Consider the following 12,382-nt stretch of genomic DNA (forward strand, 5'->3'; position numbering starts at 1 on the left):
GTCCGTTGTTTATGCTGCCCCTCAGTCATAACAACAAAAAAGGTACGCCATGGACACCTTCCAACCGGCCTTCAGCAGTTGGCTGAATGCACCTGCCCATCAGCAATGGCTCGCCACCGAAGGCTTGCGCCTGCTGGCCTTTGCCAAGGCTTCGAAACTGCCTGAAGGCTTCGGCAACCTCGATGAAAAAGGCCGTCTCCCAGCTGATGCGCAAGCCCACACCATGAACACCGCGCGCATGACCCATAGCTTTGCCATGGCCCATATTCAGGGCTTGCCGGGTTTTGCCGAGCTGGTGGATCACGGTGTTGCCGCCCTGCGCGGACCATTGCGTGATGCGCTGCATGGCGGCTGGTTCGCGACTGCCGAACACCGCGACGGCAATACCGGCAAGAATGCCTACCTGCACGCTTTCGTCGCGCTGGCCGCCAGTTCTGCGGTGGTCGCGCAGCGTCCCGGTGCGCAAGCCTTGCTCGATGACTCGATCGATATCATCGACACTTATTTCTGGTGCGAAGAAGAAGGCGCGATGCGCGAGTCTTTCAGGCGCGACTGGAGCGAAGAGGAGGCGTACCGGGGCGCCAACAGCAACATGCACGCCACCGAAGCCTTCCTCGCCCTGGCCGATGTCACCGATGACAACCGCTGGCTGAGCCGCGCCCAACGGATTGTCGAACGAGTGATCCATGGCCACGCCGCCGCCAACGATTACCTGGTGATCGAGCATTTCGACCGCGCCTGGCAGCCACTGCGGGACTACAACCACGACAATCCGGCCGACGGCTTCCGCCCTTACGGCACCACGCCTGGCCATGGTTTCGAGTGGGCGCGGCTGTTGCTGCACCTCGAAGCTTCGCGGGTGAGAGCGGGGATGCTCACGCCGGGCTGGCTGGTCACCGATGCGCAAAAATTGTTCGAGCACAATTGCCTCCACGGCTGGGATATCGATGGCGCGCCGGGCATCGTCTACACCCTGGACTGGGACAACAAAGCGGTGGTCCGCCATCGCCTGCACTGGACCCATTGCGAAGCCAGCGCCGCCGCCAGTGCCTTGCTCAAGCGCACCGGCGATGAACAATACGAACACTGGTACCGACTGTTCTGGGAATTCTCTGACAGTCATTTCATCGACCGCGAAGGCGGCAGCTGGCATCACGAACTCGATCCGCTGAACCGCCCGAGTGCCGATATCTGGCCCGGCAAGCCTGACCTTTACCACGCCTGGCAAGCCGTGCTGATTCCGCGCCTGGCGTTGGCGCCAAGCATGGCTACGGCGCTGGCGCAGTTGTCCCAGAGCGGTTCTATGTAACCATGCGGTGACATTCGCGCATCCCTTCGTTACCTGCGAAGGGATATCCCCTGTTTAGAATCCTATGCAGCGCAAGCAACAGACTTGCATGCATAACAACAAGAAAGGTGCTCCTAGATGAATGCGATTTCTCGCCTCGCTACTGTCATTTCTCTCGCTTCCCTGTCTGCACTTCCCCTCAGTGTCCTGGCCGCCGAATCCAAAGGTTCCGTTGAAGTCGTTCACTGGTGGACTTCCGGTGGTGAAAAAGCAGCGGTCGATGTCCTGAAGGCTCAAGTCGAAAAAGACGGCTTCACCTGGAAGGACGGCGCAGTCGCCGGCGGTGGCGGTTCCACGGCCATGACCGTACTCAAGAGTCGCGCCGTAGCCGGCAACCCGCCGGGCGTTGCACAGATCAAGGGCCCGGATATCCAGGAGTGGGGCAGCACCGGCCTGCTCAGCACCGACGCGTTGAAAGAAGTATCCAAGTCCGAAAACTGGGATGGCCTGCTGTCGAAGAAAGTCTCCGACACCGTGAAGTACGAAGGTGACTACGTCGCCGTGCCGGTGAACATCCACCGCGTCAACTGGCTGTGGATCAACCCGCAGGTGTTCAAGAAAGCCGGGATCGAAAAAGCCCCGACCACCCTCGAAGAATTCTATGCCGCCGGCGACAAGCTCAAGGCCGCCGGCTTCATCGCGCTCGCCCACGGCGGTCAGCCTTGGCAGGACAGCACCGTGTTCGAAGACATCGTGCTCTCGGTCATGGGTGCTGACGGCTACAAGAAAGCCCTGGTGGACCTGGACCAGAAAACCCTGTCCGGCCCGGAGATGACCAAGTCGTTCGCCGAGCTGAAAAAGATCACCGGCTACATGGACCCGAACCGCGCCGGTCGTGACTGGAACATCGCCGCCGCCGACGTCATCAACGGCAAGGCCGGCATGCAGATGATGGGCGACTGGGCGAAAAGCGAGTGGACGGCGGCGAAGAAAGTCGCGGGCAAGGACTACCTGTGCGTAGCGTTCCCGGGCACTGAAAAAGCCTTCACCTACAACATCGACTCCCTGGCGGTGTTCAAGCTCAAGGCCGATCGCAAGGGCGACATCGCTGCCCAGCAAGACCTGGCCAAGGTCGCCTTGGGTACCGATTTCCAGAAAGTCTTCAGCATGAACAAGGGCTCGATCCCGGTGCGTAACGACATGCTGAACGAAATGGACAAGCTCGGCTTCGACGAGTGCGCCCAGAAGTCGGCCAAGGACTTCATCGCGGACGACAAGACCGGCGGCCTGCAACCGAGCATGGCGCACAACATGGCCACTTCCCTGGCGGTGCAAGGCGCGATCTTCGACGTGGTCACCAACTTCATGAACGACAAGGATGCTGACCCGGCCAAGGCCAGCGCCCAACTGGCCTCGGCTGTCAAAGCTGCCCAGTAATTCCCTGGCATCCCCCCTGTAGGAACTGCCGCAGGCTGCGATCTTTTGATTTTGTTTTTTAAAATCAAGATCAAAAGATCGCAGCCTGCGGCAGCTCCTACAAGGGATCGCACTCCGATCCTTACATCTAAACCTGGATTATCCCGATGAGCTCTGTGGCGGTTTTCAGCAAAGCCTCACCGTTCGATGCGCTGCAACGCTGGCTACCCAAGTTGGTACTCGCGCCGAGCATGCTGATCGTGTTGGTTGGTTTCTACGGTTACATCATCTGGACGTTCATTCTGTCCTTCACCAACTCCAGCTTCATGCCGAGCTACAAGTGGGTCGGCCTGCAGCAATACATGCGCTTGATGGACAACGACCGCTGGTGGGTCGCGAGCAAGAACCTCGCGCTGTTCGGCGGCATGTTCATCGGCATCAGCCTGGTGCTGGGCGTGTTCCTCGCGGTGCTGCTGGACCAGCGCATTCGCAAGGAAGGCTTCATCCGCACCGTCTACCTGTACCCGATGGCGCTGTCGATGATCGTCACCGGTACCGCGTGGAAATGGCTGCTCAACCCAGGCCTGGGCCTGGACAAGATGCTGCGTGACTGGGGCTGGGAGGGCTTTCGTCTCGACTGGCTGGTGGATCAGGATCGCGTCGTTTACTGCCTGGTGATCGCCGCCGTGTGGCAAGCCTCCGGGTTTGTCATGGCTATGTTCCTTGCCGGTCTGCGCGGTGTCGATCAATCGATCATCCGTGCCGCGCAAGTCGACGGTGCGAGCCTGCCGACCATCTACCTGAAGATCGTCCTGCCGAGCCTGCGCCCGGTGTTCTTCAGTGCCTTCATGATCCTGGCGCACATCGCGATCAAGAGCTTCGACCTGGTCGCGGCGATGACCGCGGGCGGTCCGGGTTACTCCTCCGACCTGCCGGCAATGTTCATGTATTCCTTCACCTTCAGCCGTGGCCAGATGGGCATCGGTTCGGCCAGCGCCATGCTGATGCTCGGTGCCGTGCTGACCATCCTCGTGCCGTACCTGTACTCCGAGCTGCGAGGCAAACGCCATGACTAATCAACTCGGCAAACCAGCATTGAGCTTCAGCCGCATCGCGATCTACGCCACCCTGCTGTTGGCAGCGGCGGTGTACCTGATTCCGTTGGTGGTGATGCTGCTGACCAGTTTCAAATCCCCGGAAGACATCCGTACCGGCAACCTGTTGAGCTGGCCGACCGTGATCGACGGCATCGGCTGGATCAAGGCCTGGGACGTGGTCGGTGGCTACTTCTGGAACTCGGTGAAGATCACCGTGCCAGCGGTGCTGATTTCCACGTTTATTGGTGCGATGAATGGCTACGTGCTGTCGATGTGGCGCTTCCGTGGTTCACAGCTGTTCTTCGGCCTGCTGCTGTTCGGCTGCTTCCTGCCGTTCCAGACCGTGCTGCTGCCGGCCTCGTTCACCCTCGGCAAGTTCGGCCTGGCCAACACCACCACCGGCCTGGTGCTGGTGCACGTGGTCTACGGCCTGGCGTTCACCACGCTGTTCTTCCGCAACTACTACGTGAGCATTCCGGATGCGCTGGTCAAGGCCGCAAGGCTCGATGGCGCGGGCTTCTTCACGATCTTCCTGAAGATCCTGCTGCCGATGTCGATCCCGATCGTGATGGTCTGCCTGATCTGGCAGTTCACCCAGATCTGGAACGACTTCCTGTTCGGCGTGGTGTTCGCCAGTGGCGACGCCCAGCCAATTACCGTGGCCCTGAACAACCTGGTCAACACCAGCACCGGGGCCAAGGAATACAACGTTGATATGGCCGCCGCGATGATCGCCGGGCTGCCGACACTGCTGGTCTACATATTCGCTGGCAAGTATTTCCTGCGTGGGCTGACGTCCGGCGCGGTCAAGGGGTAGAAACATGGCAACTCTCGAATTACGCAACGTCAACAAGACCTACGGCCCCGGCTTGCCGGACACCCTGAAAAACATCGAACTGAAGATCGATGACGGTGAGTTCCTGATCCTGGTCGGCCCGTCGGGCTGCGGCAAGTCGACCTTGATGAACTGCATCGCCGGCCTGGAAACCATCAGCGGCGGCGCGATCCTGGTGGACGATGCCGATATCAGCGGCATGAGCCCCAAGGATCGCGACATTGCCATGGTGTTCCAGTCCTACGCGCTGTACCCGACCATGAGCGTGCGCGACAACATCGCCTTCGGCCTGAAGATCCGCAAAATGCCGATCGCCGAAATCGACGAAGAAGTCGCTCGGGTTTCCAAGCTGTTGCAGATCGAACACCTGCTCAGCCGCAAGCCCGGCCAGCTCTCCGGCGGCCAGCAACAGCGCGTGGCGATGGGCCGTGCCCTGGCGCGGCGGCCGAAGATCTATCTGTTCGACGAGCCGCTGTCCAACCTCGACGCCAAGCTGCGGGTCGAGATGCGCACCGAAATGAAACTGATGCACCAGCGCCTGAAAACCACCACGGTCTACGTGACCCACGACCAGATCGAAGCCATGACCCTGGGCGACAAAGTGGCGGTGATGAAGGACGGGATCATCCAGCAGTTCGGTACGCCGAAGGACATCTACAACAACCCGGCCAACCTGTTCGTGGCGAGCTTCATCGGTTCGCCGCCGATGAACTTCATCCCACTGCGCCTGCAGCGCAAGGACGGTCGCCTGCTGGCGCTGCTCGACAGCGGCCAGGCCCGTTGCGAGCTGCCGCTGGGCATGCAGGACGCCGGTCTTGAGGACCGCGAAGTGATCCTCGGCATGCGCCCTGAGCAGATCATCCTGGCCAATGGCGAAGCGAATGGCTTGCCGACCATTCGCGCCGAAGTCCAGGTCACCGAACCGACCGGGCCGGACACCCTGGTCTTCGTCAACCTCAACGACACCAAGGTCTGCTGCCGCCTGGCACCGGATGTGGCGCCAGCGGTGGGCGAGACCCTGACCCTGCAATTCGATCCGGCGAAAGTGCTGCTGTTCGATGCGAAAACGGGTGAGCGACTGGGGGTCGCTGGCGTAGCGAAAACCGAATCACACGCTGCCAACGTCGCACAGTTCAAAGGCCGCTGAAGATCAAGAAATGTGGGAGCGGGCTTGCTCGCGAAAGCGGTGGATCAGTCGACATCTGCGTTGAATGGCACACCGCATTCGCGAGCAAGCCCGCTCCCACAGGGGAATCCGTGGTGCGCGGCCTGTCGTGCATCGCAACTGATGTAACCGCGTTAAAGAAGAAAAGTTAATAACAATAAAACGAGGAAGTAGGGATGAAGATGAAGAACAAGGCCCGGTTGATCTGCCAGGTTTCAGCAGCGGCAGCACTGGTTCTGGCCGGCAATGCGATGGCCGATGAAGCGTTCAGCTCAGACTCCAAATGGATGACGGGCGACTGGGGTGGCGAGCGTACCAAGCTGATCGAGCAGGGTATCGACATAAAGATGGACTACGTTGGTGAAGTCGGTGGCAACCTGCATGGCGGGTTCAACGATGACAAGACCGCGCGCTATGCCGACCAGTTTGGCCTGGGCGCGGCGCTGGACCTGGAGAAACTGTTCGGCTGGGATAACACCCAGGCCAAGATCCAGCTCACCAACCGTAACGGTGAAAACATCTCCAACGACCGTATTGGCGATCCACGTGCCGGCACCTTGAGTTCCTCCCAGGAAGTCTATGGTCGCGGCCACATGGTCCGTCTGACCCAGCTGTGGATTCAGCACCAGTTCTTCGACAACAAGCTGGACGTCAAGGCCGGTTACTTCGGTGAAGGTGAAGACTTCAACACCTTCCCGTGCGAATTCCAGAACCTGGCGTTCTGCGGATCCCAGGTCGGTAACTGGGCCACCAACATCTGGTACAACTGGCCGGTCAGCCAGGCGGCGATCCGCGTGAAGTACAACATCAATGACGAGCTCTACGCTCAGATTGGTGCGTACAACCAGAACCCGACGCAACTGGAACACGGTAACGGTTTCAAACTCAGCGGCAGTGGCACTGAGGGCACCGTGTTGCCGGTCGAACTGGTCTGGTCGCCGAGGGTCAACAACCTGCCGGGCGAGTACCGTGTCGGTTACTACAAAAGCACAGCCCCGGCAGACGACGTTCTCGAAGACGACAACGGCCAGAACGCAGCGACCAGCGGCAACCCTTATCGCGTCCACGATAGCAAGCACGGCTACTGGTTCGTCGCGCAGCAGCAACTCACCAGCCACAATGGCGATGCTTCCCGTGGTCTGAACATCGCGGCCAACGCCACGTTCCACGACAAGGACACCAACTTCATCGACAACTACCAGTCGCTGATGTTCGTGTACAAGGGCCCGTTCGACGCGCGTCCGAAGGATGACGTGGGCATCGGTTTCGCCCGTATCCATGTCAACGATGATGTGAAGAAAAACGCCGAGCTGACCAACGTGGCCAACGGTGTTTCGGAATACGACAATCCGCTGTTCTCGCCGATTCGTGAAACCGAATACAACTACGAGATCAACTACGGCTTCCACGTCACCAACTGGCTGACCGTACGTCCCAACCTGCAATACGTCACGCACCCGGGTGGTGTGGATGAAGTCGACAACGCGCTGGTGGCCGGCCTGAAAATTCAGTCGGTGTTCTAACGCGTCTGCGATAAGCTTCTCTCCATGTGCGCATATTTGCGGACAGCCATGGCTGTCCGCTTTTTTTTGCGGGCCGCGCACCCCGGTGACAGTTGATTTCAGGACCGTGGCACATGCTTGAGCATCCGCTACAACGCTTCTTCAAATCCTTGCGCGAACGTCCGGTGTTCGCGTGGGAGCGCTATCAGACGCGCGACGTGCTGGTGATCGACCATCCGCTGTGTCAGGCGGTGTTCAGCCGTCAGGGCGCGCAGTTGCTGCACTTCCAGCCCAAGGGCCAGAAACCCTGGCTGTGGTGCGCGGCAAAGTGGCCGCAGGTCGGCGCCATTCGTGGCGGCGTGCCGGTGTGTTGGCCCTGGTATGGCCGGCATCCGAGCGAGAACGCCTGGCCGTCCCATGGCTGGGCGCGGTTGCTCGACTGGAAGCTGCTCGACAGCAACAGTGACGACGATGGCGTGCGATTGCACTGGCAACTGAAGCTGTGCGACTGGCAGGTGGACCTGCACGCGCACCTGGGTGAACGCATGGAACTGCGCCTGAGCACCGAGCATCAGGACGACATGCCGTGCCAGTTGAGCCAGGCTTTGCACGCTTACTGGCGTATTGGCGATGTCAGTGAGATAGCGCTGTCTGGGCTCGAAGGCGCGCAGGGTTACGACCAGCTGAGCCGGCAGGTTTGTCAGCAGGAAGGCGAGTTACGCGTGGACGGCGGATGCCAGCGGGTGTTCCAGCACGACGGCGAATTGCAGTTGAACGACCATGCCTGGGACCGGGCGTTGTGCATCGATACCGGGGATACGGCCGACACCGTGGTGTGGCATCCCGGTTCACGTCCGCTGCTCGGCGTGACCTGGAACGAGATATCCGAATTTGTCTGTGTGGAAGCGGCGAGTGGAGGCACCGACAGCCTGTGCCTGAAACCGGGGGAGCGGGCGCATTTGAGTTTGCAGGCGCGGGTGGGGGGGTGTAAAGAAGATCAAAAGATCGCAGCCTTCGGCAGCTCCTACACAAGCGCGTATACCTGTAGGAGCTGACGAGTGAAACGAGGCTGCGATCTTTTGCGCGAAGCGTCCTAATTAAACTCGTCACCCACCGGATACCGGCTGGCGTTCAAGCTCTCCTTGATCTTGCGCAAATGCGGCTGGAAATCCACCCCGCGACGCAAGGTCATGCCCGTGGCGAGCACGTCGAGCACGGTCAGCTGGATGATCCGCGACGTCATCGGCATGTAGATGTCGGTGTCTTCCGGCAGCGGGATATTCAGGCTCAGGGTACTGGCCTTGGCCAGTGGTGAGTTCTCGGCGGTTAGCCCAAGCACCGAGGCGCCGTTTTCCCGGGCGATGCGCGCCACTTCCACCAGTTCGCGGGTGCGGCCGGTGTAGGAAATGATCACGAACAACTCGCCGGTATGGGCCACCGAGGCAATCATGCGCTGCATCAGCACATCCGCGTGGGCCGTGACGGCGAGGTTGAAACGGAAGAACTTGTGCTGCGCATCCAGTGCCACCGGGGCCGAGGCGCCGAGGCCGAAGAAGTGGATTTGCCGCGCCTGGATCAGCAGGTCGACGGCACGGCTGATCAGGTTCGGGTCCAGTGCCTGGCAGGCGCTGTCCAGGGAGGCGATGGCGCTGCCGAAGATCTTCTGGGTGTAGGCCTCCGGATTGTCATCGGCCTCCACCGCGCGGCTGACATAGGCGGCGCCACTGGCCAGGCTCTGGGCCAGTTGCAGTTTGAGCTCGGGGTAGCCGCTGACGCCGAACGAACGGCAGAAACGGTTGACCGTCGGTTCGCTGACCGAAGCGGCCTGGGCGAGGGCGGCGATGCTGAAGCGGGTGGCCTGCTGCGGGTTGAGCAGGATCACCTCGGCGACTTTGCGTTCGGCCTTGTTCAGCTCTTCAAGGCGATTCTGGATTTGCTCCAGTAAATTTCGCACGCGGTCCATATAAGTTTCCTTGATTCACCGGCGCCGATAAGCGCGCGGCTAATGCAAAAAGGGCCTTTGGTGAGGCCCGTAACGGTGGCCTATCCTACTGATGGCTCCGACCGACCACCACTCGGAATCTGTATTTTGCGAAAATGTTGTGGTTATTACTACATTTTCCCTTGAGTGATGCCTTGAAAAAAGGTATTTGTAGCTTAACTTGATAAAAGAACAAACATCATGCTCTCGATTACGGTTGAACCGTGCACCTTTGCCTTGTTCGGCGCTCTTGGCGATCTCGCCCTGCGCAAGCTGTTTCCTGCCCTCTATCAACTCGATGGTGCAGGCCTCCTGCACGAGGATACGCGGATCATCGCGCTGGCCCGTGAGCCGGGCAGCGAGCAGGAACACCTGGCGTTCATCACCTCCGAGCTGCGCCGCTATGTGGGCGCCAAAGAGCTGGACGAAGCCGTGGTCGAGCGTTTTCTGGCGCGCCTGAGCTACCTGCACGTCGACTTCCTCAATCCCGATGATTATGTGGCCCTGGCCGAATCCGCCGGCAGTTCGCAGCGGGTCATCGCCTACTTTGCGACCCCGGCCGCCGTGTACGGCGCAATTTGCGAGAACCTGGCCAAGGTCGGCCTGGCGGAAAACACCCGCGTGGTGTTGGAAAAACCCATCGGTTCGGACCTGGAATCCTCGCGCAAGGTCAACGACGCCGTGGCACAGTTCTTCCCGGAGAACCGCACCTATCGCATCGACCACTATCTGGGTAAAGAGACCGTCCAGAACCTGATCGCCTTGCGTTTCGCCAACAGTCTGTTCGAAACCCAGTGGAACCAGAACTACATCTCCCACGTGGAAATCACTGTGGCCGAGAAGGTCGGTATTGAAGGCCGCTGGGGTTACTTCGACAAGGCCGGCCAGCTGCGGGACATGATCCAGAACCACCTGCTGCAACTGCTCTGCCTGATCGCCATGGACCCGCCGGCCGACCTGTCCGCCGACAGCATCCGCGACGAGAAGGTCAAAGTGCTCAAGGCCCTGGCGCCGATCAGCCCGGAAGGCCTGACCACCCAGGTGGTGCGCGGCCAATACATCGCTGGCTACAGCGAAGGCAAAGCGGTGCCGGGGTACCTGGAAGAACCCAATTCCAACACCCAGAGCGACACCGAAACCTTTGTCGCCCTGCGTGCCGACATCCGCAACTGGCGCTGGGCCGGCGTGCCGTTTTACCTGCGTACCGGCAAGCGCATGCCGCAGAAGCTGTCGCAGATCGTCATCCATTTCAAGGAACCGTCGCACTACATCTTCGCTCCCGAGCAGCGCCTGCAAATCAGCAACAAGCTGATTATCCGCCTGCAGCCGGACGAAGGCATTTCCTTGCGTGTCATGACCAAAGACCAAGGCCTGGACAAGGGCATGCAGCTGCGCAGCGGTCCGTTGCAGCTGAATTTTTCCGACACCTGGAGCAGCGCACGGATTCCCGATGCCTACGAGCGGTTGTTGCTGGAAGTGATGCGCGGCAATCAGAACCTGTTTGTCCGTAAAGATGAAATCGAAGCCGCGTGGAAGTGGTGTGACCAGTTGATCGCCGGGTGGAAAAAATCCGGTGATGCGCCCAAGCCGTACGCGGCCGGGTCCTGGGGGCCGATGAGCTCCATTGCTCTGATCACGCGGGACGGGAGGTCGTGGTATGGCGATATCTGATTTGAAACTGCCCCAGGGCGTCAGCGCCCATGGGTTCAAGAGCCCGGTGCTGCTGGCTGAAAGCCTGGCACTGAACGTGGCGAAACAACTGAGCGATGCGATCGACGCCCAGGGCACTGCGACCCTGGTGGTGTCCGGTGGCCGCAGCCCGGTGGCGTTTTTCCAGCACCTGGCCAAGCAGACGCTGGACTGGTCGAACGTGGTGATCAGCCTGGCCGACGAGCGCTGGGTACCGGTGGAGCACGCCGACAGCAACGCCGGCCTGATCAAGCGCTATCTGTTGCAAGGCCCGGCGGCCAAGGCGCAGTTCCTGAGCCTGTACAGCGCCAGTGCCAACCTGGAACAGGCGGCCGAGCAGGCCGACCGCTTGCTGTCGGAGTTGCCGGTGATCGACGTGCTGATTCTCGGCATGGGCGATGACGGCCACACCGCGTCGCTGTTCCCCAACAGCCCGAACCTTGCCGAGGCATTGCAGGCCGATGGCGTTCGTCGCTGCTGGCCGATGCTGGCGCCGACCGTGCCGCATCAGCGCCTGACCATGAGCCGCGCGCTGCTGGCCTCGGCCAAGCACAAGGTTCTATCGATTTCCGGTCAGTCCAAGCTGACCACCCTGAGTACCGCACTGGCCGGTGATGATGTCGCCGCAATGCCGATTCGCGCGTTTCTGCAACCCACGTTAGAGATTTACTGGTGCCCATGAGCCAAGGAACAGCCGCTATGACAAACCCATCCCCGACCGTTTCCATGGCGGATAAAGTTGCCCTGATCGACAGCATCTGTGCGAAAGCGCGGATCCTGCCGGTGATCACCATCGCCCGCGAGCAAGACGTTCTGCCGCTGGCCGACGCCCTTGCGGCCGGTGGCCTGACAGCCCTGGAAGTGACCCTGCGTTCGCAATTGGGCCTCAAGGCCATCCAGATTCTGCGCGAGCAGCGTCCGGAGCTGGTGACCGGTGCCGGCACCGTGCTGGATCGCCATATGCTGGTGGCGGCGGAAGCGGCCGGCTCGCAATTCATCGTCACCCCAGGCATCACCCGTGACCTGCTGGAAGCCAGCGTCGCCAGCCCGATTCCACTGTTGCCAGGCATCAGCAATGCCTCGGGCATCATGGAAGGCTACGGCCTGGGTTATCGCCGCTTCAAGCTGTTCCCGGCGGAAGTCAGCGGCGGCGTCGCGGCCATCAAGGCTTTGGGCGGTCCGTTCGGCGAAGTGAAATTCTGCCCGACCGGCGGCGTCGGACCTGCCAACATCAAGAGCTACATGGCGTTGAAAAACGTCATGTGCGTGGGCGGTAGCTGGATGCTTGATCCGGAGTGGATCAAGAACGGCGACTGGGCCCGCATTCAGGAGTGCACCGCCGAGGCTTTGGCGCTGCTGGACTGATCGCTTCACCCTACACCTCGTTGTGTGTTCTACGGCTTTACGGT

The 12,382-nt window shown here is 60.6% G+C and carries 11 protein-coding genes; 10 read left to right on the top strand and 1 reads right to left on the bottom strand.

The window, feature by feature from the left end:
- Window positions 1-49 precede the first annotated feature (49 nt).
- The 7 genes from ACM6G4_RS04815 to ACM6G4_RS04845 all read left to right on the top strand — a co-directional run bounded on the left by ACM6G4_RS04815 (window position 50) and on the right by ACM6G4_RS04845 (window position 8,358).
- The gene (locus ACM6G4_RS04815) at window positions 50-1,309 is read left to right on the top strand and encodes an AGE family epimerase/isomerase (protein WP_414913157.1); all 1,260 of its coding nucleotides are present in this window, start codon (window positions 50-52) and stop codon (window positions 1,307-1,309) included.
- Window positions 1,310-1,426: 117 nt separating this feature from the next.
- Window positions 1,427-2,725, top strand: a complete 1,299-nt coding sequence (locus ACM6G4_RS04820) for an ABC transporter substrate-binding protein (RefSeq protein ID WP_056725956.1) — start codon at window positions 1,427-1,429, stop codon at window positions 2,723-2,725.
- 146 nt (window positions 2,726-2,871) lie between these two features.
- Complete coding sequence (locus tag ACM6G4_RS04825; protein ID WP_008032969.1) at window positions 2,872-3,780, top strand: carbohydrate ABC transporter permease; 909 nt, start codon at window positions 2,872-2,874, stop codon at window positions 3,778-3,780.
- Window positions 3,773-4,618: a carbohydrate ABC transporter permease gene (locus tag ACM6G4_RS04830; protein ID WP_007995997.1), complete on the top strand. Its 846-nt coding sequence runs from the start codon at window positions 3,773-3,775 to the stop codon at window positions 4,616-4,618. The genes ACM6G4_RS04825 and ACM6G4_RS04830 overlap by 8 nt, the downstream gene beginning before the upstream one ends.
- Before the next feature lie 4 nt (window positions 4,619-4,622).
- Window positions 4,623-5,783, top strand: a complete 1,161-nt coding sequence (locus ACM6G4_RS04835; RefSeq protein WP_056725954.1) for an ABC transporter ATP-binding protein — start codon at window positions 4,623-4,625, stop codon at window positions 5,781-5,783.
- A 194-nt stretch (window positions 5,784-5,977) separates the two neighbouring features.
- Window positions 5,978-7,324, top strand: a complete 1,347-nt coding sequence (locus ACM6G4_RS04840; protein ID WP_414913158.1) for a carbohydrate porin — start codon at window positions 5,978-5,980, stop codon at window positions 7,322-7,324.
- A 113-nt stretch (window positions 7,325-7,437) separates the two neighbouring features.
- Window positions 7,438-8,358 carry a D-hexose-6-phosphate mutarotase gene (locus ACM6G4_RS04845; protein WP_414913159.1) on the top strand — a complete coding sequence of 307 codons (921 nt, stop codon included), beginning with the start codon at window positions 7,438-7,440 and terminating at the stop codon, window positions 8,356-8,358.
- A 38-nt stretch (window positions 8,359-8,396) separates the two neighbouring features.
- Here ACM6G4_RS04845 and ACM6G4_RS04850 read toward each other — a convergent pair whose 3' ends face one another.
- The gene (locus tag ACM6G4_RS04850; RefSeq protein WP_170948639.1) at window positions 8,397-9,257 is read right to left on the bottom strand and encodes a MurR/RpiR family transcriptional regulator; all 861 of its coding nucleotides are present in this window, start codon (window positions 9,255-9,257) and stop codon (window positions 8,397-8,399) included.
- 228 nt (window positions 9,258-9,485) lie between these two features.
- On the opposite strand from ACM6G4_RS04850, the gene zwf reads away from it, so the two are divergent.
- Genes zwf through ACM6G4_RS04865 form a run of 3 tightly spaced genes read left to right on the top strand, consistent with a single transcriptional unit; the run spans window position 9,486 to window position 12,338 of the window.
- Window positions 9,486-10,955 carry a glucose-6-phosphate dehydrogenase gene (gene zwf, locus ACM6G4_RS04855; RefSeq protein ID WP_056725950.1) on the top strand — a complete coding sequence of 490 codons (1,470 nt, stop codon included), beginning with the start codon at window positions 9,486-9,488 and terminating at the stop codon, window positions 10,953-10,955.
- Window positions 10,942-11,655: a 6-phosphogluconolactonase gene (gene pgl / locus ACM6G4_RS04860; protein ID WP_414913160.1), complete on the top strand. Its 714-nt coding sequence runs from the start codon at window positions 10,942-10,944 to the stop codon at window positions 11,653-11,655. The genes zwf and pgl overlap by 14 nt, the downstream gene beginning before the upstream one ends.
- Window positions 11,656-11,672: 17 nt before the next feature.
- Entirely contained in the window at window positions 11,673-12,338 is a 666-nt protein-coding gene (locus tag ACM6G4_RS04865; protein ID WP_056725947.1) for a bifunctional 4-hydroxy-2-oxoglutarate aldolase/2-dehydro-3-deoxy-phosphogluconate aldolase, read from the top strand.
- The last annotated feature ends 44 nt before the right edge of the window (window positions 12,339-12,382 follow it).

Origin of the sequence: Pseudomonas sp. IT-P258 (genome assembly GCF_949767825.1) — a bacterium.
Taxonomy (GTDB): domain Bacteria; phylum Pseudomonadota; class Gammaproteobacteria; order Pseudomonadales; family Pseudomonadaceae; genus Aquipseudomonas; species Aquipseudomonas monachiensis.

Bases quoted from the DNA above. Each gene is read 5' to 3' on its own strand.
- ACM6G4_RS04840 (WP_414913158.1), top strand. From the start codon at position 5,978: ATGAAGATGAAGAACAAGGCCCGGTTGATCTGCCAGGTTTCAGCAGCG.
- ACM6G4_RS04820 (WP_056725956.1), top strand. From the start codon at position 1,427: ATGAATGCGATTTCTCGCCTCGCTACTGTCATTTCTCTCGCTTCCCTG.
- ACM6G4_RS04835 (WP_056725954.1), top strand. From the start codon at position 4,623: ATGGCAACTCTCGAATTACGCAACGTCAACAAGACCTACGGCCCCGGC.
- ACM6G4_RS04825 (WP_008032969.1), top strand. From the start codon at position 2,872: ATGAGCTCTGTGGCGGTTTTCAGCAAAGCCTCACCGTTCGATGCGCTG.
- ACM6G4_RS04815 (WP_414913157.1), top strand. From the start codon at position 50: ATGGACACCTTCCAACCGGCCTTCAGCAGTTGGCTGAATGCACCTGCC.
- ACM6G4_RS04830 (WP_007995997.1), top strand. From the start codon at position 3,773: ATGACTAATCAACTCGGCAAACCAGCATTGAGCTTCAGCCGCATCGCG.
- ACM6G4_RS04845 (WP_414913159.1), top strand. From the start codon at position 7,438: ATGCTTGAGCATCCGCTACAACGCTTCTTCAAATCCTTGCGCGAACGT.
- ACM6G4_RS04865 (WP_056725947.1), top strand. From the start codon at position 11,673: ATGACAAACCCATCCCCGACCGTTTCCATGGCGGATAAAGTTGCCCTG.
- zwf (WP_056725950.1), top strand. From the start codon at position 9,486: ATGCTCTCGATTACGGTTGAACCGTGCACCTTTGCCTTGTTCGGCGCT.
- pgl (WP_414913160.1), top strand. From the start codon at position 10,942: ATGGCGATATCTGATTTGAAACTGCCCCAGGGCGTCAGCGCCCATGGG.